The organism is Ohtaekwangia kribbensis (assembly GCF_042676245.1).
Taxonomy (GTDB): domain Bacteria; phylum Bacteroidota; class Bacteroidia; order Cytophagales; family Cyclobacteriaceae; genus Ohtaekwangia; species Ohtaekwangia kribbensis.
Genome location: NZ_JBHTKA010000001.1, coordinates 127,163 through 152,373, shown reverse-complemented (window position 1 = coordinate 152,373; position 25,211 = coordinate 127,163). Strand labels below are relative to the sequence as shown.

Sequence of the window (25,211 nt, the reverse complement as noted above, 5' to 3'; positions counted from 1 at the left end):
ATTTTAGTTTAAGAGAGCACCGTCACAACCGATATAGTAGGTAAAAGTTTTATTGCCGGAAAGAGTGAATACTTTATCCTGCCCTGATCTGTATAATCAGTAAACTTTTTTTCATAATGCTTTAGCATACGATCTGAACAATACATTGAAAACATCAGAATCAGCGTAAGCAAATCGAAAACATGTCGGGTACAAAAAGGTGACCGATTGCCGCTTAAACATAAATGATGCATTGACTTTAGATTATTTATCCCACGTAAAGTTTCGAATGACAAGCACCCGTATACTACAGTTTGCTGTCATGCTATAAAATCGAGGTTAATCTTACATGATAGACGCGGAACATAAACGCAGATACGAAACGCCGATAAGGCCTTTCAAATGTACGTTAATTCTTGTGGGGGTAGATATACTTTTGTCTCCTTGTTTTGTGCTACTCTTGCTATCCTATAACCGGAAAATGTAAGGTTGGATTCAAAGAACGTTGCTTTCATGCAATTCAAGCACTATATGTATATATAGACTGAGTCAACAATCCGCTATTCAAGGGTAAATTACTTTTTCGATCTGGACTAACCAGCAATAGCAATCCTGTTCAGGTATAGGAAAAGAAAGATAATTCATCTAAAAACATCGTGTTATTGCGATGGTAGACTTTTCGTGGTGCATTATGCGATGTTTTGGCTCTTCAATGAGGTCAATACCTTTTTACTTTGTGGCCAGATGATGACTATAAGTCCACCCGGAAAATTTATAATTAGCTTTTTTTTAACAATCTGCTTTATTACAGCAGGCTCTGAGATTAGTGCGCAGCCTTATGTCTTTGATGATATATTGTTCGGGGTAGCCTATTATCATGAGTACATGCCCTATGAACGACTGGATGAAGATGTGCAGCTGATGAAAGAAGCTGGTATTAACTATGTTCGGCTAGGCGAGTCTACCTGGCAACTATGGGAGCCGCGTGACGGAGAATTTGAATTCGCATGGATGGACCGAGTGGTAGCGGCTATGCATAAAGCAGGTATAAAAGTGATCATGGGCACGCCCACGTATTCTGTTCCGGCATGGTTATACCACAAACATCCCGAAATTACGGCCATGCAGAGCGATGGACAGCGATTGAAGTATGGCATACGTCAAAACGCAGACCTCACGAATGCTGTATATCTATACTATAGTCAAAGGGTTATTAAAAGAATTGTAGAGCACTATAAAGAAAATCCGGCAGTTATAGGATATCAGATCGATAACGAAACACATTCGAAGTGGCCCGATGATAAGGACAATCACATTAAGTACATAGAGTATTTAAAAGGAAAGTTTCATAGCGTTGATACGATTAACAAAGTATGGGGCTTTAACTATTGGGGGCAGGCTATAAATGACTGGAATGAGTTGCATCCGGCCAGTGGCTTTAACCATCCGGGATATAGGCTCGAGTGGGCTCGGTATCAACGCGCTGCGGTAACGGACTTTCTCTTGTGGCAAGCATCTATCGTAAGAAAGTATAAAGGTGCTTCTCAATTTGTTATGCATGACTTTGCCGGTGCTCTTCGCAGTGATATAGACCAAAAGGCAATTTCAGAGACATTAGACTATGCGGGTGTAAATATATACCACTATGACCAGGATAAGTCTGATGGACTGCGTATTGCCATGCAGGGTGACTTTACTCGTTCGCTGAAAATGAAGAACTACATTGTTCCGGAGACCAATGCCTCGTCTATTGGGTGGAATTCAAAAGAACAGTTTCCTCCGTATGATGGACAGCTCCGGCTAAATTACTACGCACATATAGGTTCGGGTGCAAACTTGATTTCGTACTGGCATTGGCACTCGTTGCATAATGGCATTGAACAATACTGGCGGGGAGTTTTACCGCATGATTTAAAACCCGGAAGAATATATAAAGAAGTCAGTACAATAGGCCATGAACGTGAAAAGCTTGGTAAAAAGCTGGTCAACATAAAAAAGAATAATAAAGTAGCAATTCTCTTCAGCGAAGATTCGGATGTTGCGCTCAGCCTGCAACGCTTCGATAACAATTTTAAAGGCCCGGAAACCGGTCCGTGGGATGCAGACGGAGCTTACCAAAAGATACTCACCCGCTTCTATAAAACGCTATACGATTTAAATGTTGAAGCAGACTTCGTGTTTGATAATACAGAAGATCTGAGTCAATACCAGGTATTGATCGTACCGTCTCTCTATATAGCGAGCGATGGTATGTTGAGCAGACTCAGCGCTTTTGTAAAAAATGGCGGACATCTCATTGTAACCATGAAAAGTGGTTTTTGTAATGAGCACTCCGCTGTGCGCCATGCGACAATGCCCGCTGGTCTTACCGATGTGGGAGGATTTACTTACCAGGAATTCTCAACGTTGCGTTCGCCGGTTCCGTTGAAAGGAGATCCCTTTCATACAAAAGATCAGAACTATACGGAGCAATGGGTTGAATTTCTGCAGCCCACAACGGCCAGGCCACTTGCTTTCTACGATCACCCTGTGTATGATATATATCCGGCTATAGTACAAAATCATAGTGGTAAAGGAATGATGACCTATATGGGAACTATACCTTCTGAAAGTATCATGAAGAATATAGTAATGACCGCGCTTGCTGAACGCAACATTCTTGGAGTAGATTATCTGTTACCGGCGAGTATAAAAGTAAAACACGGTGTCAGTAATAGCGGGAAGAATCTTCACTTCTACTATAATTTTTCTTCCACTGAAAAGACATTTCCATATACCTATAGAGATGGTGTTAACCTGTTAACAAACGTTCCGCTTAGAAGGGGCAAAGACCTGACATTAAAGGCATGGGATGTAGCGGTCATAGAGACGCTAATATATTAACCAATCACAATCGTAAAAAGCAGTATACACAGTGTTCACTCCTAAGAGGTTGAGTAAATAACATAGAGCAAAGCAAATAACATAACGGAACCATGATCAGAAAAATCTTCGCTTATATTTTTGTATGGATTTGTATCCTTTACAGTCGGGAAATATATAGTCAGTTTAAATCAGGTACAGTAGCAATTGGTGGCGGTGGTTTTGTGACGGGTATTGTCTCACATCCCGCAACGGGTGACGTGTACTGTCGCACAGATGTGGGCGGAGCGTATAGGTGGGACGCGGCAAGTAACAAATGGATACAACTTCTTGACTGGGCTTCCGATGCTCAGGGATACTTCTCTGGCGTTGAGTCTTTGGCAATCGATCCGCAGGATCCGAGTACTATATATATGGTCTGCGGAATTTCATATATGGCTAGTGGAGCGACCGCTATATTGAAATCTACGGACAAGGGAAACACATTCACGATCACAGACGTGACATCGAAGTTCAAGGCTAATGGAAATGGATACGGACGCGGGAACGGTGAGCGTCTGGCGGTGGATCCTAACAATAGCAACATTCTTTTCTGTGGGACAAGAAGGAATGGATTATGGAAAAGCTCTGATGGAGGAAGTAGTTGGACACTTGCCTGGAGTGGCGTAACAACAACTACGAATGACAATGGTATATGCTTCGTTTTGTTCGATCCGGCCAGTGCTTCTGGTGGTATTAGCGCGACTATATATATAGGCGTTTCAAGAGTTGGAAGCGCAAACATCTACAAAAGCACGGATGGCGGAGCAACGTTTGCTGATATCTCGCCAGATACAGGATACATGCCGCACCGTGCTACATTACAGGGCAATACAATGTATGTTACGCTTGCCGATAGCGATGGCCCCGGAACCGGTGGCAAAGGCGGAGTATATAAACTGAATACTTCAACCGGCGTATGGACGAATGTTACTCCGTTCGGAAATAATTTCTCGTACGGGGGGGTAGCGATCGATCATTCAGATATAAGCAGAGTTGCTCTTTCTACAACCGGAATGTACCAGAATAATCAGTATGGTACTACATGGGGGGATTTTGTATACCTCTCAACTGATGGCGGGGTGAATTGGACATTAAAAAATGGAAACATCAGCAAGTTTGATAAAAATGGTATAGGAGTAGCAAGTGGCCAGGTAAACTGGGCGGAGAGTATTTCGTTTGATCCGCTTGACAACAAGAAAGTGCGCGTAGTTGGAGGCGGTGGAATTTTTACCTGCGCAGATATTGATGTAGCACAGAACACCTGGTTTTATGATGTGCGGGGAATAGAAGAGACAGCCTGGCTCGATGGTGTAAGTATACCAGGTGGTCCGCTCATGTCTGCTATGGGCGATATGGATGGCTTTGTGCATGCTGATATCAATACTTATCCCATGCAGTTTCATCAACCCAGTGTCGGAACAAACAGAAGTATAGCTTATGCAGGCAAAAATCCCAACAAGCTTGTGCGCTCGAGCGATGGCGGTGCACACGTCTACTATTCCAATGATCAGGGTGTTTCATGGATTCCTTGTCCAACTTCGAAAGCGACAGGCTATGGTGGACTTGCCGCTATTAACGCAGATGGTAGCACTATACTTCACTGTCCGGATAACTCGTTGGTTACGTACTATTCTAACAACAACGGGGCTAGCTGGACAGCCTCAAGCGGAGTTAGCATTACAAACGCAATTGCAGTAGGCGACCCGGTTAACAGTAATTACTTTTATACTTTCGATGCATCCAATGGAAAGATGTTGGTGAGTTCCAATAAAGGAGTCAGCTTTTCTGCGGCAGGCACTCCGGGAGCAACATCAACACCATGGACAGCTACCGTTATCCGTACCGTGCCTGGATATGAAGGACACTTGTGGATTCCCCTGGTTGACAACGGGCTTCGCTATTCTACCGATCATGGAACCACATACACAACCGTTCCTAATGTAACCTATTGCAGAGCGGTAGGCTTGGGGAAAGCGATAACACCCACTTCGTATCCGACGATATTCATATGGGGAACAGTAGGTGGCGTTCGGGGACTTTTCAGATCCACTGACAAAGGAGTAAGTTGGATTAAGATAAATGATGACGCGCACCAATATGGTGGAGCCGGACTAATATTAGGCGACATCAACGTCTTCGGAAGGGTCTACCTGGGTACGGGTATCGCCCGGGGTATTGTATATTGGGATGACCTGACAAAATATACCGTTACCACGACAGCTTCACCTGCTCCCGGAGGCGTTGTAAATGGAGCGGGAACGTATGCTATAGGGACTACAGCAGCACTAACGGCGATACCCGCACCCGGATATATATTTACCGGATGGAGTGGTGATGCATCCGGAACTGCTACATCAGTTACTGTAGACGTGAACGGTAGTAAAACTGTTACAGCAAACTTTCAGCTACAGAAATATACCTTAACTGCCACAGCATCGCCCGCTGCCGGCGGTAGTATAAGCGGAGCCGGAATGTATAATGCAGGTAGTGCGGCAACCCTCACAGCAACACCAGCTGCAGGCTATACTTTTACCGGCTGGAGTGGAGATGCATCGGGAAGTACAACTAGTGTTAGTGTAACAATGAACGGCAACAAGAATGTTACAGCTAACTTTCAGCTTCAGTCCAATACAACGAAATATACTTTAACAACTACAGCATCACCTTCAGACGGAGGTAGTATAAGTGGCGCAGGAATATACGATGCGGGCAGTACAGCAACCCTCACAGCGACTCCTGCTGCAGGCTATACTTTTATGGGCTGGAGTGGCGATGTAACGGGAACTGCCGCTTCTATGATAGTGACCATGAACAGCAGCAAAAGTGTTGCAGCTAATTTCAGTATAACAACCTTTACGCTTAGCGCTACCGTTGTGCCGGCAGCCGGGGGGTCAGTAACAGGAACTGGCACCTATCCATCGGGTAGTGTCGTAACCCTGGAAGCCGTGGCAGCCGCCGGTTATACCTTCACGGGCTGGAGCGGAGATATAGCAGGTACGGAGGCATCACAAATCGTAACCGTGAACAAGGATATAGCGGTTCGGGCTAACTTCCAGATACAAACGACTAATGTTGTTTTAAGAATTCCCAAACTGTTTTCCCCGGACAATCGCGGTGACATGAGCACCGAAGCCTGGAATATTGAAAATGCTTACCTGCTCGATGGTTGCGAAATTGTGATCTATAACCGGCAAGGACAAAAAGTATATTCTTCCACCGGTTATTCTACTCCCTGGGATGGAACGTCAAATGGCAAACCGCTTCCGGATGGTGCCTACTACTATATCATCCGACATCGTGATAATTCAAAACAAACTGGTAGCGTAACCATTGCCCGACTCAAATGAGATTACTTTTCAGAACTTTGGTTTTTGTTATGACACTGGTTGTAACGAGTCGGCTACACGCACAGCAAACCCCGGTATATAGTCATTACTTTCTTAATCCGTTTTTGTATAATCCGTCATTTGTGGCTCCTAACGGGTATACCGAAGTATACCTGAACTATAGAAGTCAGTGGGCAGGTGTTGAAGGCGCACCCACTACGGGCACACTAAGTGTCCATTTGCCGCTGAGCTATAAATCAGGTATTGCATTTACGGGTTATCAGGATAAAGCTGGTGTATTAAAAAACACTACCGGGCTGGCTACTTTTGCTTACCAGGTATACCTTGGAAATAATGTTAACGATAATCATAAGATTGCCTTTGGGCTGTCGGCCGGTGTAACCAGCGTTTCCATCCACGGTGACGATGGTTATGCAAACGACCCTGTAGTTGGAACAACATCATCGTTGGCAGCACAGTTTGGCGTGCACTATCAACGCAATAATTTCAAAATTGCTTTTGCGATGCCACATCTTTTAAACACATACGTTGCTTCAGAAAACAACTTCAATAAAGCAGACGTCAGCCCGGTTCGTAATACTGTCTCATCCGTAAGCTATAGAGTATATTTTAGCGAACGGATATCTTTTGAACCGATGGTTATATACCGGACCCATGAAAATACACCTGTTCAGTTTGAAGGTCTGGGGTCACTTCAGATTAGTACGATAGCCTGGGTTGGCGCATCCTACGGCCAGAACAATGGTGCTTCTGCTTTTGCCGGAGTGAATATCAAAGACAAATTAAAAGTGGGATATGCCTACGAATTTGCAACAGACCGGAAAAGTTCGTTGGGTGGTGGGACACACGAAATACAATTAATTTTGCGACTCGGGAAAAAGAGAGGTCCGCAGGTAAAGACCAAAATAAAAATCATAGATGCGCCCTCTTCAGTGTCGGATTTTGATGAAGGTATAGCAACGCAGGAGGAAAATGCGACAACGCAAAAGCTCACATCTCCGGCTCAAACGGTTCAACATCAGCAGATGGCCAAACAACCGCAGCATGCTTCCGATACATCTGCGATAAATGTACCGGTGGTTTCCGACAGTCAACGTAAGGATGCTATACGATCACTTTCCGGAAACGGATTAGCCCCCGGGCATTATGTCGTGGTGGGAGTTTTCCGCTCATCGGTATATGCCCGGAACTATGCGCAGAAACTCAGGCGTGCAAATTACCCAGCCGATGTGGCATATCATCCTGAACGGGACTACTATATAGTTCACATGAACAATGCGCCTCCTACAAAGGAAGAAGCACAGAAGCTCTGCAACGAATACAGACGCATGTCACGCTATACGTTTCGTGATACATGGATTATCAGCATTGAATGATTAAAAGTTTAACTGCTTTGAGTGTCTCGTTGATAGTAGATTTTTCGGTTAGACAATTGCTACCCTTAATTTGGATTATCTGGTATGCTCCCGTAAATGGCGCTTGCCTATTTTTACATAATAAAATTACTTAGGGTGAACCGAAAAATGAGAGTACTTGTCGTTCTTGAATTGACGATGTATATGGTGATTTTCCTGGTTGTAGGATGGCTTATTGCCTTGACGTAATCATTACGCAGTTATTAGGAAGAGAATCAATACATAGTCATATACAACATCTGTTACGTTGACAGTAAGAGTTTATGAAGTCACGAGGTGGATAATAATAATTTGGAAGCCGGGTGTTTCGATAAGCACAGCAAAACGTAGTAGGGTAAGGCGGGGTTGAATGAAGTCCAGTATATTTCAAGAGTTCATGTCGCCAGGAAAATAAAAAAATGACTGACCTTGTTACTGAGAATGCATGTGTAATGTATGCGCCCGTTGTTCACGCCGGGGCAGCTTATCAGGAAAATTGAACGAAAGTATTTTTTCGATGAAGGGGATGCCAGGCAATGGTAAATACTTAAGGCAGGACTGGATGTAGTTTTTGTTTACACAGATGTCTTTAAAATCAGTTGCTGGTTTGGATTGCTGTTATTTAAGTCTCCATTTGCAAAAGGCTCATCCTAAGGGTAGATTGGCAGGAGAGGAGTGTGCCTGGTGATTAATATTCGCACGTGGTACTATATATAATCTTGAGATAATAAAGTAGATGTTGGTGCGTGCGTGAATATCAGATCCCTGCGCTGCACCAACATTTAACTTTACCCGTCATACGGTACTTAAAGCTTTACCATTTTTAAAAGAAGTACATCGTTTTCACGAATGTCTAATTGGCGTGAAAAATTTCCGGCTGCCTTTATATGAATAATTTCTTTCAGAAAAGGTGAACCATCATTTTGTCTTTTGATTTGCTCTACTTGTTGCTTGGTTAGTTGTGACGGTCTGCCCATGGACAAATACGTTGTGTATGCATCGTTGCTTCTATAGCCGACTTTATAAATCTCGAGTGCATAATTACCTTCGGGTACATTATTGATTTGTACATTCAATACGCCTTTTGCTTTCGATGGCAAATCGCGGATGTAGTACTTCTGGTTGTGAACAGAGTCTCCCGGATGCGTGTTCGTGAAGTCCCACAGCAAAGCCTGAATACCACCGTTGTTGTCTTTCGTTATGATAGACGATTCATCCTTGTTAACAAGTTCAATATTTCCCATACGATTCAGAAATTGATAGGCGTAGAAGACCGGCTTGTTTATTCCCTGGGTTGTTAGCATTCCGAAGCCTCCGTGAAAAGGAGTGAACCGTGGCCCCGGTTCTTCAAATATATCGCTGAATACCCAATAGGACATGGAGTTGGCAGCAGCGCCTACTTGTTTCATTTTTTGTAATACATAGGCTGCTTCATGGTAACTGTCGTGGATCGGATCTGCGGGTGTATAGGATGCACTCCACTCGGTATAATGGAGCTCAAGATTTGGTTTGGCAGAAGCAGAAATTTCTTTTCGTGATTGGAGAACATCCCCGCTAACACTCATTGGATTTTTATCGAGCACGGTACCAGACTCACCGTACTCATCGAGGAAACCTTGCTTTACACCGTACGCATGCGTGCTCACAAAATCTATAGGTATATTATTCTTAACGCAGAAATCGATCATCTCCGGCTCCCATGCTGCCCCGGCTGTTCCGGGTCCGCCAACACGATACGACTGATTTACGTTCTTGATTGCACGTGCCGCGTGCTTGTATAATTTGAAATACTCCTCCTGGGTTCCGGCCCAGAAGCCATCGAGATTAGGTTCATTCCATACTTCAAAATACCAGGTCTTTACTTCTTCCTCCCCATAGCGCTCCGTAAAATGCTGAACAAGATTCTGAATAAGCGCTTCCCATTTTTCATAGTCCCGGGGAGGAGTAACATTACCACGCCACCAAAATATAGTCTTGTTTCCGCTGGCAAGCGCAGAAGGCATAAATCCCAATTCAACAAATGGTTTCATACCTATTGAATGGAGGAAATCAAAGAGTACATCAATGTACATATAATTGTAAACGGGATTTCCGTTTTTATCCTGCGAGTATACGGCCATGTCATCCGTTAACAGACCATGCATACGGATAAACTTAAAGTCGCATTCTTTCTTAACATAGGCCAATTGTTGTTGCCAATCTGCGCGAAGACCCTCATTGGCGCGACCTGCTCCGACGCATTCTTTAAACATGGTATTTAACGGACCGGCAACTGCGTTAAAATCTACGCTGATCGCCCGTGCTGGAGGTGATGATATTTTTTTCCTTTGTGCAGTGACAGTGATCGCCATCAGGCAGGCTATAAATAGAATTAATTGATGACGCATCAATGTTAAGAATGGAGTTCTACTCATAAAAAAATGTTGACAAGTTAAAATTGATTACGGGTTATGTTTTGGTTCGTAATTTCTGTAGGTATATTAATTGTATTTTAAAACACGCTTTTAGTATATATACTTCTTGCTATCCGATGTTATTCATTTTCTTACTTCGTTTTGGTCGTACAATACTATTTGTGTTCTTCAGTTTTAATCAATCGGTGATCACATCTATTTCAGCGTACCCGATGCGATCGGTGCCTTCTGTATTCTTCAAGGCCCGGAGCCTGATGAAACGAGCCCTTAGTGGTGTAAATTTTTTGATTTGCCACAGTGGGTTGTTTTTAATATTCGAGAATTCACCTTGATTTACCAGTTTCCAATTTTTGTTGTCAGGTGACACATAAAACTCGTAATGCGTAATGATTCCAGGACCCCACATGCCCTGGTCGGGATGATATCGGAAGCCACTAAGATTTTGTTCACTTCCCAGATCAATTTCAAGATCAACCGGAGTTGTTTTGTCTTTACCCTGATGATGCCACGCAGTAGAAGTGTTTCCGTCCAGGATTGCGTAAGCTTTATCATCATCTGTCCCAACGATCTTCCAATCTTTTCGAGAAACACCAAAGTTCTCCACGGCTACGGGACTGCTTTTACCCGAGGCAGGATCATAGGCAATAGCTTTAACATCTACTTTCCCGTCACGCTGAACAGGCGCAGTATATTTTTTCGACTGCGGGGTTGGTTCGCTGCCATCCAGGGTGTAATAAAAATATGGGCCTACATCATCCGTGGTGATCGTTATTTCACCAGATTGATTTCGCATAATAGCGGGAGCATTCAGGAACGCAGGTGCATTATAAATTCCGATGTTGGAGATCAGCGGACTTCCCTTCGAACCTGTAATAGTGAAGCGTACCTTTGTTGCTTTTACACCCGGAAAACGAAGGATGCGTTTGTACCCGATGGTTGTTCCATGGCATAATTCTCTCCAGGTTCCATCCGTGAACACTTCTACCTTGAAAGACTTCACGCGTTGTCCCAAACGAATATACTCCTGCGCCAGGAAACGATTAAACATTGTAGGGCTTTCGAAATCTATGGTCAACGAAGCCGTGGTGACATTATCATCCGTTGCCCAATATGTATCGCTATTGTTATCGGTTACGTTCGCTGCGCCAAATTCTTTCTTCTCACCGCGTACATTCGAGGCAGTTGCCTTCTTTTTTTCGGCCAGGTTTTCGGCAAATGAAGTTCTTACCATTGTGGCTAATCCCAACGCTGCTTTTTCATCTGCTTCATGAATTAAACCGTTTGGCATTATTGGAAAATTGAGAAGCAAAGTCCCGTTGCGACCAATGGAACTATAGTACGTTTCCATTAACTGAGGTACTGTCTTTACCTTGCTGTCCTCACTGGGATGGTAAAACCACTCCGGTCGAATAGAAGTATTTACCTCGGCTGGTACCCACGAGTCGCCATCTTCCAGTCCGAAATGCAGCATCTTCCATTCAACTTCTCCGGTGCCGTTTAACAAACTCCAATTGGTTTCACCTACATAGCCGGCTTCCGTTCCAACCCAGCGAAGGTCTGCCCGGTCACCGCCATCGTTCCAGATCACAATGTTAGGCTGTAATTCGCGTATCATATTGTAAGTGTTCTTCCAGTCATAATAGGTGGTGCGGTCAATGGTGCGATTTTCATTGGCACCACCATAATATCCTGTTCCTCCGTTCGCGCCATCGAACCATATTTCGAAAACGGGGCCATAGTTTGTCAGCAATTCCTTGATTTGATTTCTGAAATAAGTGATGTATTCAGGCTTGCCGTACTCAGCGTGGTTGCGGTCCCATGGCGATACATATATACCTAACTTTAGCCCGTATTCTTTACAGGCATCAGCCATTTCACGGACTATATCTCCCTTACCGTTTTTCCAAGGTGCGTTTTTTACAGAGTACTCCGTGTATTGAGAGGGCCATAGACAAAAGCCGGAATGGTGCTTGGCTGTTAGTATGATCCCTTTCATACCCGCTTCCTTGCAGATACGTGCCCACTGGCGGCAATCCAGCTTCTGTGGATTAAACAAATTAATATCTTCATTACCGTATCCCCACGATTGATCTGTATAGGTATTCAATGAGAAATGAACGAAAGCATAATACTCCATTTCCTGCCATCGCATTTGATTTTCAGAGGGAATTGGTCCAACATGACCTGGAGCTAACGTCTTGCTACAGCAGACGAAAATGGAAAAGATGATTCCGTACGAAAAATACCTGATCATTGCGTTTGATTTTTTCATGCTTGAATTGAAAGTATAAATTAAGTATTAGCAATATGTGCGTACCGGTTGCATAAATACAGATTATTATTTGACTTTAATCGTAATCTCATTATAAAGGGCTGGCGTCAGTGAAATTATATATTGAAAGAGTATAACCACTTGGGTGGTTTCTATTCCGCAAGACTTCTATTCAAATTTCGTTTTGGAATCTATAGCATCTTTCCATCACTGGGTGAATAGAAAGACAGCAGGTGCTTCAGCTGATAGCTTTATCAATAAGAAGTCATCTCTGATGCGACTGATTTTTTTTCGCAAGGCTTAGACTCAATATGATAGTAGAGTATCCAGAGATGACTTCTGTCATTGCCGAAACAATTACTCTTTCAAAACTTTGAAAGATTGTGAGCCGTTGCTGCTATTGACGCGAACTAAATACAATCCAGGTTTAAGAGTAGATCCCAGCGACAGTTTTTTTGAACTGCCTGAATGGACAACAGTTTCTACTATCTTTCCTGTTGCATCCAGTATTGTGATTTGTAATTGTTTGTCCGATTCAGGCACTTCAAGTGTAAAAGTCTTTACAAAAGGATTCGGATATACTTTAATGCCGAGTTTGTCGGTGTTAAGCTCTGTAGAACTTTCTCTTCCGTTGGAACTTCCCACAGTGGTGATTGACCATTGTTGGTTAAAGTGGTTGCTGGTTTGCCATTGACCTAACAACGAGGGATTGGCCTTTAACCCCAAGCCATCTATATATAGCCCGGTAGCACGATTCTTAAACTTTACATAGCTTCCGGTAACTACCTGCAACCATTGTTGGTTGGGACTGTTGCTTGCAATTTTTTGACGTACACTTGCGCGATTACTGGTGCTGCCGTTGCCGTCAAGATACAAGCCTGTAGCACGATTTTTTATTTTCACATAACTTCCTGTAGGCTCAATAATCCATTGCTGCGCTGTACTTCCGCTGGAGCTCCATTGGCTGGCTTCGCTTCCATCGTTGGCAAGGTATAGTCCATCCATCATCATTCCTGTAGCCCTGTTTGTGAAGGCAACATAGGTTATTGGAGATGCTGCCCTGGTAAGTAAAATTGCTGTCGTGGAGAGTGATGGAACGGTTATCGTGAGCGAGTTTGAATTTACCGATACTGTATTTGCCTTCAGTGCATTTTGCGTATGCGATACGAAGGTCTCTGTCGCCGGTAAAGATGACAACTGCAATGTTTTATAGTTTCCATCGGCAACCGTAAAATTACTTAAGCTGATTGTTACCGTGCGGGAAGCACCCATGTCTCGATTGACGAGTACCACCGTTAATGAATCAGAATTTTCATTTACTGATGAGTAAGCAGAAACTATATTTTCAAGAGACGAAGTACTGGATACACTATATTTTTTTGCGTTCCTGCTAAAGAGGTGCAAGGTTTCCCACATACCGATAGACCAATTCCAGGGCGAGAACAATTCAACGCCATGGTTTGCAAATGTACCGAGATGTGAAGCATAGATGACCGACTCAAGGCTTGGGTTGCTACCAGACATGGTACCCCATTCACTTACTCCTGTCGTTATACCGTGGTTGGCACCGAAATGTTCTGTTAACCAGTCGTTGACACGCTTGAATATATATTGTTTGGTGAGCGAGGTGTCCCATCCGCCCGTACTTGTTCGTATACCATTTGAGCCGGGATAGTCGTATGTCTCATCAAAATAAATCCGGTGTCCCTGCAATGCCGCAGCATCATCACCATTATACCAGGGGTAGTTATGAATATCGACAACATCCACCAGTTTAATGCCGGTTGCTTTATATTCATCGGCAAGGCGTTTGATGAAGTACTCAAGCCAGGGATAATATCTGCCGTTAATATATATACTTTCATTTGCCCATTTATACCAGTGCCATTCAGAAGTGTTAACAGGTCCGCAAAGCTTGATACCCGGATATATAGCTTTCGCTTTCTTGGCTAATTCTATATAGCGATCCATGAAGGCAGCGGCAGATAGCTGTGTGGGCATAGCCCAGTCATGCGTGCCACTCCAGATATCCACTTCATTGTCCATACTCCAGTATAAAAACTTGTTCTTGTTAAGTCCTAAGCCATTGGCACCAAACCAATGATTAAGAATTGCCACCGAAGAATCGGCCGGCCATGGCTTACTGAACAATTCCTTGTTTCCTTCAATCAGGGCAGGAGCGTCATCGTTTGGATTAGGAGTGCCGCCACCGGCTAAATTTTGATGATTGCCAAACCAACCCGGATGAGCCTGCATATACTCCCAGTCAGGGAAGTTGTGCTGGCCGCTGGATGCCACTCTGCCCAGTAATTGAAAGGCAAACATGCTCTGCACATTCGAAAAATTGGTATTGATCTTTTTTGCATAAACATCCCAGTCAGCACCATAAACGTTGTTGAACCAGTCAGGGTGAACAGCAAGTTTTGCACGCCAGTTATAGGCCGACATGTTATTGCCTCCACCGATCCGAGCAAAGCGCAGCCCTGCATCTTTGTAAAATTGATCTGGTTTGTCAAGGCTTTCATTTCGTCCGTATATGAGTGGTGAAATCAAGCGTTTGTTTTGAGTTGCATTAACTGTAATAGATACATTTTGTGCGAACGTTGAAAGTATTAAACAACACATCAATGCTAAAGTCCAGCACAGTTTTGTAAACTGAAGTATTGGTTTTTTCATAGTTAGTTGGTTATAGTGTGTTTGTCCTTTTTATTGTGGAACTGCGTTTAATTTGACGCAGTAATCCGTTTGTGCCAGTGTCTGCCCGCAGACTCTGGCGATGGGCGTTTGAGAATAAAATAAACTCTTTGAAAACAGTGGAGAGTCTAAGAAAGAGGCATAAAGAATATACGACAACGATTGAGGAACGAGATTAAAGTAGTCGGTTGAAGCGAATGTCTTCTGTAATAGCTGGAAATGGCGAATTAGGTAATCCTTGACGCTACAATAGCACAGATTGACTAAAAGAAGGGTTCAAAAAGTCTCCTTTCCGAATTCATACAACCGTTATTCCTTCCGTAGCGACAACGTGATTTTCACTTCCGAGTATATCTTTTCGACTTTATTACTACCAACAATGGTACTAGATTAAATGAATGTAAAACCCGATAAAAGGTAAGTATGAATTTCTAATGCCGTTCTGCCGAATTTAAGAAGGTTATACGGTATAATGGATGAAAAATATAATGTAAATTATACTTATTGTCCCAGTCGATTCCCGGATTTTAGCTTGATTTGACTTTTTGCATTTAAGAAAATTGAACTGCTGCCGCACGGGCGGCTACATGTAAAATGCGAGGTATAGTTCACGAACACACAATCATCATGTGCTCAGCACGTGGGTAAAAGTAATTGTGAAGCAACTTTAAGAAGCATGGAAACTTTGTCCAAATTTTTCACTGGGAAAAACGGTACTATATATTTTCTCTGTCTTTTTAGCTTGACATCGGCTTGCCTGTTTGCTCAAAGTGAGCAGTTTAGATTCAAGCAACTTGACTTGAAGGACGGTCTGTCACATCCCGATATTGCAACAATATATAAGGATAGTCGCGGGTTTGTTTGGCTTGGTACTGCCTCTGGTTTAAACCGTTTTGATGGTTACTCTATAAAATCGTTCGTCAACGATCCACTCGATACAACCTCTCTGCCAAACTATTACGTCTACAATATCTTTGAGACTCCTGAGCGGATGTTAGCATGTATGACTTCAATCGGCCTCACGCTTTATGATCCGGAAAGTGAAACGTTTAATCGTCATCCGAAGGCTTTCTTTGAAAAGTATGGCACTTCAGACCGTCTCTTTAAGATCGTACAGGATACCGATGGTTCTTACTGGTTTGTAGAACGCGATAAGCTGATAAAATATCATCCGAGACAGGATGGATATATAGTCATTGAGAATAACGCAGCCGATCCATTATCAATCACTAAAGAAGAAATCACAGATTTCTGCATAGATAAGAACAGAAATTATTGGTTGATACATGCCAATGGCAAAGTAGAAAGAATACAAATCCACGACAAAAAAGGAGTAGTAGCCGAACGAATTACTGTTCCTGACGATGCAGGTATATTACGCGCATATCGAATCCTTGCGGACTCCGATGGAGACCTTTGGCTGTATGGAGCGGGGGCGAGTAACCGTGTCTTTGTTTATGATGTTAAAAAGAAGAAGTTGATCGAGAAGAGTGTTGCATTGCGACTCAATGCAAATTTCGTGACCGGTATGCTGGAGGACGAAAATGGCCTGATGTGGATTGGAACAGATCACGGAGGTATCATTCTTCTGGACAAGAGGACAGGCGCTGTTCGATATCTTTTTCATGCCGATGGTGATCAAACCAGCCTTGCAGCAAATTCAATCACTTACTTATATAAAGATGACCAGGGTGTTGTTTGGATCGGTACCTATAAACGTGGCGTAAGTTATTATCATCCCAATATTTACCAGTTTGATATTTACAAGCACTATGCTACCGATCCGCACAGCCTGCCTTTTGAGGATATAAATCGGTTTGAAGAAGACAAGAAGGGAAACCTATGGATCGGAACAAATGGAGGTGGGCTACTATATTTTGACAGACAGAAGGGAACATTCAGGCAGTACCTGCATGAACCCGCCAATAAAAACAGCCTCAGCGGAAATGTGGTTGTGAGCTTGTGCCTGGACGCAGACGATAACCTCTGGATAGGAACATATAAGGATGGACTCAACAAGTTCGATGGTAAAAATTTCACACGGTTTACCCATACTCCGGGCGACACCACGTCACTACCCAGTGTTGATGTTTGGGAGATTTTTGAAGACTCTCAAAAACGTATTTGGATTGGAACGACCGATGCCGGGGCTGCACTCTTCGATAAAAAGATGGAGAAATTTCATAGAATAAAATTATGGGGACCCAATGGAATGCAATCCAATACGGTCGAAGCGATTAACGAGGATCGTTACGGCAATATATGGTTTGGTACCTTCTCTGGCATTGACGTGCTTTCTGTGAAGGACCAAACATTTAGTCATTTCGAATATTCTTCCAAGCCAAATTCCCTTAGCAGCAATGTCATTTTAGATATCATGAAGGATTCCAAGGGACGTATGTGGATTGGAACTTCTAATGGCTTAAATCTTTTTGATGAGTCCACGAAGGGCTTCTCAGCATTTAAAGAAAATAACCGCAGGGACAATGCTGTGTTAACAATACAGGAAGATAACATCGGTGATATCTGGATCAGCGCATTGCACGGGCTCTCCAAAATCACACTTGCGGCTGGTTCGTTACAGGGTGCATCGGTGAAGCACTATACTGAACTGGATGGATTGCAGGGCCGGCAATTTAACTCAAATGCAAGTTTCAAAACACACCGAGGTGAGTTGATATTCGGCGGACCTACTGGTTTTAATATTTTTCGCGGAAATCAGCAAGGCAAAGACTTCTTGATAGATAAAGTTATTTTTTCTGACCTCGAGCTATATGAAAAACGTGTTGACATCGGAGAGAAAATCGAGGGTGCAACTATCTTAAATAAGTCAATCTCAGAAATTGGGAAGATCACGCTTCCATACAATAAGAATTTCTTTTCATTAAAGTTATCCGCATTAAACTATCTCAATCCCGAACGTGATCAATATATATATCAGCTTGAGGGATTAAATGAAGATTGGCTGCCCGTGGATTCGAAAAATCACGAGATCATATTTAACAGCCTAAACCCTGGTAACTACCTGTTACGGGTACGAGCGTTAAACGGGGACGGAGTGCCGAGTAAAAATGATGCGATTTTAGTCATCACGATTCAACCTCCTTTTTGGAAAAGCAGGGTTGCATTTATACTATATGGATTGATCGTGGTTGTTGTTCTCTTCTTTACACGCAAAATCATTCAGCAGCGTGAGCAAATGAAATTTTCAATTGAACAGGAACGGCGTGAGATGCAAAGACTGCATGAACTGGATATGTTGAAAGTGAAGTTTTTTACGAACGTAAGCCATGAATTCAGAACCCCGCTGACGCTTATACTTACACCGGTAGAAAGATTGATTAAGAAAGCGAAAGATCCCGAGCAGCTGGCGCAATTTCAACTCGTTCTTCGAAATGGAAAGCGCTTGATGAATTTAGTAAATCAATTGCTGGACTTTAAGAAATTAGAAGTGCATGAGATACAATTCAGCCCATCCCAAGGCGATGTTATAGCCTTTATAAAGGATACTGTATTTTCGTTTTCAGATCTTGCAGAGAAGAAAAACATCAAGCTCTCATTTGATAGTGTTGTTAATGGTTATGAAATATCTTTTGATCATGATAAACTCGAGAAGATTCTTTTCAATCTTCTCAGCAATGCCTTCAAGTTTACACTTGAGAATGGTAGTGTTACTGTAACGGTTGATATACTACGGGAAGCGAATGAACAATTAATACGAATAGACGTAAGTGACACCGGTATAGGCATTCCGAAGGATAAGCTGGATAAAATCTTCGAACCATTTTTTCAAAGCGATATACCCCGAAGCATCGTAAATCAAGGCAGTGGAATTGGACTGGCTATCACTAAAGAATTTGTACGGATACATGGTGGGCACATACAAGTTAAAAGCGAGGTAGGTGTCGGGAGCTCCTTTACGGTGATGTTGCCGCTACGCGAATCGGAAGAAGCCTCTGCTCACAAGGAAGAAGTAAATATTACTGATTCGCACGACAATGAAACGATGGTGTTGCACGAGGTGGATGGTGTAGTAAATTCAGAAAAGCTTCCGGCTAAAACCGAAAAGAAGTCGTTGCTTCTCATTGATGACAACGATGATTTTCGTTTTTACCTGAGGGATAACTTAAAATTCTCTTATACAATACATGAAGCAGGCAACGGTAAAGATGGCTGGGGGCTTGTTCTATCAATGCAGCCTGATTTAATTGTGAGTGATATTGCTATGCCTGAAATGGATGGAATTGAATTGTGTATAAAGATTAAATCGGATGAACGTGTGTCTCATATTCCGGTGATCCTGCTCACCGCGAGGAGTAACGAAGACCAACGCATCGAAGGATTGAAAGCAGGTGCTGACGACTATATTACCAAACCCTTCAACTTTGAAGTGCTTGAAGCAAGAATCAATAATCTATTATGCCAGCGAGAGAAGTTTCAAAAAGCATTTCGGAAGACGTTGGATATCAAATCAAGCGAACTCCAGATAACTCCGTTGGATGTGAAATTTATGGAGAAGGCAATTAAAATTGTCGAGGCAAATATATCCTCGCCATCCTTCTCCATTCAGGATCTTGGTATGGAGCTTGGAATTAGCAGGGCATATGTTTTCAAGAAAATTCTTGCCTTGAGCGGAAAGACACCACTCGAGTTCATTCGAACAATTCGGTTACAACATGCTGCACAGTTACTCGAACGAAGCCAATTATCGGTTCGGGAAGTTGCCTATAAAGTAGGTTTCAATACGCCAAAGTATTTTACAAAGTACTTTAAGGAACAATATGGCGTGTTGCCATCCGATTATGTTGCGTCAAAAAAACAAGAAGACGAAAATCCTGAGAGTCCGAAATGAACCCTCGTTATACTGCAGACTCTTTCACAAGGGGTATAAATGATTCACTGTCGTCTTCATTTCTTTCAAGTATACGAATAGCACCTATCATTTAGATTTTTCAACCTTGCCGGCAGTAGGGGCGCATTTACATTTGAGCATCCTTACTATTATGAAACATCATTCCAGGAAGCGTTTGAAGTGGCTTACAATGACCGAGCTGTTGTTTTTAACTTTCGCCCTTGTAAGCGTGTTGGCTTTTATTTACCTATGCCTATACCCGTAGAATTGCTTTACCATCGATAGATGTGTTCTCTTAAAGCGGTCAATTAAGATCAGCTTAATAGCTTATCCGTTTTCACTTGCCAGTTTTCTTTTCAATGCAAGTTGGTCGTGGCTTAAACGTCTTAAAAGAGCTCACGAAAAATCGACAGTCATAATAATTAGACTCGTTGTGCTGCTCAATTGGACTAGCTCCAATTCCAACTGACACATCTTTACTGCAAACGATTACAGCTGTTCAGAAGCAAAATCGATTGCATACCCCTGCATTACAAAATATCGATCCTTTTCAACAGCTAAAGTCGGTTCCCAATAACCTCTAACCAAATCAACTTATGAAGAAAAACCTTTACAGATGGTTAGTCCTTGTCACATGTTCGTTCCTGGTGTGCCAGACCGTGGCAGCGCAGCAGCACAAAATTACAGGAATTGTAAAAGACACACCGGGATCTATTATGCCCGGAGTTAACGTGTACGTGAAAGGCACTTCTACAGGCACAACCACCGACTCGAATGGTGAATTTGCCATCGAAGCCCAAACGGGGCAAGTTCTTACATTTTCATTTATAGGCTATAAGAGTCACGAGTTCACTGTAGGAGAACAGACGCGCGTTGAAGTGTTTCTGAATGAAGATGTAGAGACGCTTAATGAAATAGTTGTAATCGGCTACGGCGAAGTACAACGAAAAGATGTTACAGGTTCTATATCTTCTGTTAAAGGTGAGGATATAAAAAGAACGAACGTCACCACCCTGGAGCAGGCCCTGCAAGGTCGGGTACCAGGCATGGTGATTCAGCAAGTCTCCGGTCAACCCGGTGGTGGTGTCTCTGTTCAGATTCGAGGTATAACTTCTTTGGGTGGCAGTTCTCCGCTATATGTAATAGACGGTGTAAGAGTTAGCGTTGCCGGATCAACAGATGGAGGTATGAATCCTTTAGCCGGTATTAATGCTTCTGAGATTGAGTCGATCGAAGTATTAAAGGATGCTTCTGCCACAGCGATCTATGGTGCACAAGCATCCGATGGCGTTGTTTTAATTACTACCAAAAGAGGAAAGCAGTCAGCTCCAACAGTTTCCTATCAGTTTTATACCGGGTTTCAACGACTGATACAAAGACTTCCTGTTATGGATTTGCGTGAGCATGCAACGTTCTTAAACGCAAGGGCTGCAGAGCCAACGTGGAATTTTGATGCTCGCCCAGAATTTCAGAATCCAGAATATTTAGGTGAAGGAACTGATTGGCAGGATGCACTATTTAAAACTTCGCAGGTAAGCGAACATTCAATTTCGTTAAGTGGGGGAGATGAAAAAACGCGCTACTATTTATCTGGAACATACTATCAAAACGATGGTATTGCTTTTGGATCTAAATTCGACAGGACATCACTCCGTTTAAACCTGGACAATAAAACCACCAAGTGGTTAAAGATTGGTACCAGTCTCCAGTTCGTAAACATTGATGAAAGGGTTAACGCGACTACTTCGAGTGTAATCTCGAAAGCTCTTACCATGACCCCTGATATAGCTGTACAGAATTCCGATGGCTCCTGGGGTGGTGCACATAATGAAAATCCATGGGTACCAAGAACGGAAAATCCATTGGCGCTTGCATTGATTAACAAGGATGAAGCTAACCGGAAGCAAGTGTATGCAAATGCCTATGCGGAAGTTGACATTGCGAAAGGCCTGGTCTTAAAAAATGTTATAGGGGGAAATTTCTCAACCTATAACAGAGACCGTTTTAATCCATCCTATATAATGGGCAACCTTATAAAGGATCAAAGCGATGCCAGTGCTGAGTATAGCGATTTTAATCACACAGAAATGAGTACAGTCCTTACCTACAACCATTCCTTTGGAGACAAGTATAAATTGACGGCCATGGGGGGACACGAGTGGCAGTTAAATTATTCTAGACAATTAAGTGCAGCACGCAAAGATTACCCCACCAATACAGTTCAGACCATCGGAGGAGGTGATCCTGCAACGGCTACAAACGGAGGCAGTAAAGGTCAATCTGCTATCGAGTCGTATTTCGGTCGCCTGGATTTTGGTTTTAATGATCGATACCTGTTTACCGGTAATGCACGGTATGATGGCAATTCAATGTATGCTGAACAAAATCGTTGGATAATGTCCTATTCAGGTGTCGTAGCCTGGAAGATAAATAATGAAGCATTTTTCGATGGTATAAATAGCGTTGATGAATTGAAACTGCGTGTGAGTTCCGGTTTGACTAACCGTGCAGGTGGCAGAGATTATTCATACGCAAGTACGCTTACCACCGCATCAACAGGCCTTGGAGGTGTTGCGTTGGTGAATGATGAAATAGGAAACCCGGATTTGAAATGGGAACAAACTACCTATAACAACATCGGTCTCGATGGAGCCTTTTTTAACTGGCGCATAAGTTTCTCAGTTGATTTTTACAAACGCAAGACCAATGATCTTGCCATGCAAATCACGTTGCCAATGTACTCAGGAACAGCATTGGGTACCTGGCCTCCCGGTTCATTAAGAGCCCCCTATGTAAATATAGGTTCCATGGAGAATCACGGATTCGATTTTAGAATAAGTTCTGAAAACGTCAGAGGTAAAGCTTTTACCTGGAGAACAGATGTTACCGTATCTCACAACAGAAATAAAATAACTGCTCTAAATGCAGAAGGCGCTTCAATTGACAGGACGTATAGCAAAACTGTACCGGGCAGGTCATTGGGAGAATTTTATGGATATATAGTAGAAGGTGTTTTTGCAACCCCGACCGATGTGCTGGGTGATGAAGCAAATGGTATTGCACCACATCCAAGGCCGGTGAGAAACAATGAACCACTGCCTTTTGCCAACGCAGCCGGTAGCATTTGGTATGGTGACCTTAAGTTCAAGGATTTGAATGGAGACGGAATTATTGATGAACGTGATCAGAAGTTTTTGGGATCGCCAATTCCGAAAGTTCAAATAGGGTTGAATAACACCGTTACCTATAAGAATTTTGATCTGACTATATTTTTTACTTCTAACCTTGGTAACAAAGTATATAACGCAACGCGGAAAAATCACGAAGACCCACAGGGAAATTCTGCCTACTTTACCAATCTGAATAATTACGCAAAGCTTGCCTTAGTTGATCCCAACGGATCAGCTTCCGATATCAACAATGTATATGTGAGCAATCCCGATACGAAGATATCCGGGTTGCGGAATGATAAGACAAATGGAAACCAGAGAGTAACGGATGTATACGTTGAAGACGGTTCATTTGTAAAGTGTAAAAACATTTCGTTAGGGTATACATTCTCAAATAGTCTTACGCAAAAGCTACACTTAAAATCTTTAAAGGTATATGCAAGCGCTACAAACCTTTTTACGATAACCAAATATTCGGGCATGGATCCTGAAATCGGATCCTGGGACCCGCTGAGTGCAGGTATTGATGATGGCTACTATCCTCAGCCAAGAATAATCACGTTCGGTTTAAACTTATCATTATAGAAACTATGAAAACAAAATCTATAATAATCTATTTAACGCTTGCTGTATCTGGTCTGTTGGCATCGTGCTCGGATTCATTCTTAGATCGTCCTGCGTTGTCAGTAGTATCGAGCAATAACTTTTATAAGACTTCTGCCGATCTGCAGAAGGCGACAGCCTCCTTATATAGCGGTGGTATATGGGGAGCGTGGACTTCGGAGTGCTATTTGCCGATCGGTGAAGTTTTAGGTGGTAACATGGTGCTGGGATACAATGGTGGTGCTGTTGAGCTAAATACTTTTTCGCTGAATGGCTATAACGGTAATCTGATTACAGAATGGAGAACGATGTATAATTTGATTGCACATGCCAACACTACCATTCATGCCATAGAAGAACTAGCAGCAGATGATATTCCGAAAAGGGATGTAAATGCTGCCCTGGCAGAGGCAAAATTTATGCGCGCCTATGCCTACTTCGCCCTCACAAGACTATGGGGAGATGTTCCGATTATTGCAGACAGCAGAGATTTATTCGACAATCCGTTGGTATATAGAAATCATGCTACTGATGTATATACATTCATTGCGAATGATCTGACGTTCGCACGAAAAAATTTACCGGTAACTGGCGATGCATGGACCAAAGGCAGAGTTACTACATGGTCGGCTCAGGGGTTGTTGTCTAAAGTATATTTAACATGGGCAGGCTTGAATCAGAGTGGTACGCGTGATCAGGCACTCCTGGACAGCGCCAAACTATATGCAGGCAATGTATGTGAGAGTGGTTTATCATTGCTGACTGACTATGCCGATGTTTTTAAATATGAAAACAACGATAATGAAGAGTCCTTGTTTGCTCTGCAATGGCCAACGAATGGCGGAGGCTGGTACAATGGTAATATGCTTCAGCTTTATAGCAATGCATTAATAATAAACGGAGGTGGAGGATATTTTGGTATTGAAGTCACGTATGACATGTATCTTCAATACGATGAGAATGACTTGAGACGCAAGGCTACTTTCATGTATAAGGATGATGTATATCCTGAACTAAATACAAATTTGAACGGCCTGAAATTTACCGGCAATAGTGGTTTGAAGAAGCATATTATAGGGAACGAGAAGGATCTCAATCTGCCGCTCATGACCAATACCGCTTCGCCGGAGCATACTATACTCTTAAGACTTGCTGATATATACCTGGTTTATGTTGAATCTGTTCTGGGAAATAATGCTGCAACTTCCGATGGTAAAGCACTGGGATATTTTAATCAGATAAGGACTCGCGCAGGTCTCGATCCGGTTAGCTCCGTCACCGAGACTTCGTTATTCAAAGAAAGAAGAATAGAGCTGGCAGCGGAAGGCGAATACTGGTTTGATGTTGTGAGGCTCTCATATTACAATCCTTCAAAAGCGCTGGAACTCCTTAATGGTGGTGAGAACAGACGTGCCCCCATTGAAATTGATAGTGAAACGCGCGAGGTAACGCCCGGCGATTCTTATGGAGTAATTACACCTGCAACTATCAATTCATTTAAGTTGCCCGTACCATCTTCTGAAGTAACTGCCAATCCATTATTGTTGGAACCTGCGGTACCTTATTCATTCTAAAAACAGAT

Annotated in this window: 9 protein-coding genes; 6 read left to right on the top strand and 3 right to left on the bottom strand. The window is 42.9% G+C overall.

Annotated features, from left to right (window positions below; translation table 11 throughout):
* Positions 1 to 675 precede the first annotated feature (675 nt).
* The 3 genes from ACFQ21_RS00650 (at position 676) to ACFQ21_RS00640 (ending at position 7,606) form a co-directional block, all read left to right on the top strand.
* Positions 676 to 2,862, top strand: a complete 2,187-nt coding sequence (locus tag ACFQ21_RS00650; protein ID WP_377573363.1) for a beta-galactosidase — start codon at positions 676 to 678, stop codon at positions 2,860 to 2,862.
* A gap of 92 nt (positions 2,863 to 2,954) precedes the next feature.
* Complete coding sequence (locus ACFQ21_RS00645) at positions 2,955 to 6,230, top strand: InlB B-repeat-containing protein (RefSeq protein WP_377573361.1); 3,276 nt, start codon at positions 2,955 to 2,957, stop codon at positions 6,228 to 6,230.
* Entirely contained in the window at positions 6,227 to 7,606 is a 1,380-nt protein-coding gene (locus tag ACFQ21_RS00640) for a PorP/SprF family type IX secretion system membrane protein (RefSeq protein ID WP_377573358.1), read from the top strand. Before ACFQ21_RS00645 ends, ACFQ21_RS00640 begins: the two co-directional genes overlap by 4 nt.
* 824 nt (positions 7,607 to 8,430) lie before the next feature.
* Here ACFQ21_RS00640 and ACFQ21_RS00635 read toward each other — a convergent pair.
* The 3 genes from ACFQ21_RS00635 to ACFQ21_RS00625 form a co-directional block, all read right to left on the bottom strand.
* Entirely contained in the window at positions 8,431 to 10,038 is a 1,608-nt protein-coding gene (locus tag ACFQ21_RS00635; RefSeq protein WP_377573355.1) for a GH39 family glycosyl hydrolase, read from the bottom strand.
* A 178-nt stretch (positions 10,039 to 10,216) separates the two neighbouring features.
* Entirely contained in the window at positions 10,217 to 12,190 is a 1,974-nt protein-coding gene (locus ACFQ21_RS00630) for an alpha-L-fucosidase (RefSeq protein ID WP_377573352.1), read from the bottom strand.
* Positions 12,191 to 12,667: 477 nt separating this feature from the next.
* On the bottom strand, positions 12,668 to 14,986 hold the full coding sequence (locus ACFQ21_RS00625; protein WP_377573349.1) for a glycoside hydrolase family 44 protein: 2,319 nt from the start codon (positions 14,984 to 14,986) through the stop codon (positions 12,668 to 12,670).
* 1,021 nt (positions 14,987 to 16,007) lie between these two features.
* On the opposite strand from ACFQ21_RS00625, the gene ACFQ21_RS00620 reads away from it, so the two are divergent.
* The 3 genes from ACFQ21_RS00620 to ACFQ21_RS00610 all read left to right on the top strand — a co-directional run bounded on the left by ACFQ21_RS00620 (position 16,008) and on the right by ACFQ21_RS00610 (position 25,203).
* Positions 16,008 to 19,856 carry a hybrid sensor histidine kinase/response regulator transcription factor gene (locus ACFQ21_RS00620; RefSeq protein ID WP_377573347.1) on the top strand — a complete coding sequence of 1,283 codons (3,849 nt, stop codon included), beginning with the start codon at positions 16,008 to 16,010 and terminating at the stop codon, positions 19,854 to 19,856.
* Between the two features lie 596 nt (positions 19,857 to 20,452).
* Positions 20,453 to 23,611 (top strand): SusC/RagA family TonB-linked outer membrane protein, encoded by a 3,159-nt coding sequence (locus tag ACFQ21_RS00615; RefSeq protein ID WP_377573344.1) that lies wholly within the window; start codon positions 20,453 to 20,455, stop codon positions 23,609 to 23,611.
* A gap of 5 nt (positions 23,612 to 23,616) precedes the next feature.
* Positions 23,617 to 25,203 (top strand): RagB/SusD family nutrient uptake outer membrane protein, encoded by a 1,587-nt coding sequence (locus ACFQ21_RS00610; RefSeq protein WP_377573342.1) that lies wholly within the window; start codon positions 23,617 to 23,619, stop codon positions 25,201 to 25,203.
* Positions 25,204 to 25,211 lie beyond the last annotated feature (8 nt).

Coding starts and splice junctions, on each gene's coding strand:
- ACFQ21_RS00635 (WP_377573355.1), bottom strand. CDS start 10,038: ATGAGTAGAACTCCATTCTTAACATTGATGCGTCATCAATTAATTCTA.
- ACFQ21_RS00620 (WP_377573347.1), top strand. CDS start 16,008: ATGACTTCAATCGGCCTCACGCTTTATGATCCGGAAAGTGAAACGTTT.
- ACFQ21_RS00630 (WP_377573352.1), bottom strand. CDS start 12,190: ATGCGATGGCAGGAAATGGAGTATTATGCTTTCGTTCATTTCTCATTG.
- ACFQ21_RS00625 (WP_377573349.1), bottom strand. CDS start 14,986: ATGAAAAAACCAATACTTCAGTTTACAAAACTGTGCTGGACTTTAGCA.
- ACFQ21_RS00645 (WP_377573361.1), top strand. CDS start 2,955: ATGATCAGAAAAATCTTCGCTTATATTTTTGTATGGATTTGTATCCTT.
- ACFQ21_RS00640 (WP_377573358.1), top strand. CDS start 6,227: ATGAGATTACTTTTCAGAACTTTGGTTTTTGTTATGACACTGGTTGTA.
- ACFQ21_RS00650 (WP_377573363.1), top strand. CDS start 676: ATGTTTTGGCTCTTCAATGAGGTCAATACCTTTTTACTTTGTGGCCAG.
- ACFQ21_RS00610 (WP_377573342.1), top strand. CDS start 23,617: ATGAAAACAAAATCTATAATAATCTATTTAACGCTTGCTGTATCTGGT.
- ACFQ21_RS00615 (WP_377573344.1), top strand. CDS start 20,453: ATGAAGAAAAACCTTTACAGATGGTTAGTCCTTGTCACATGTTCGTTC.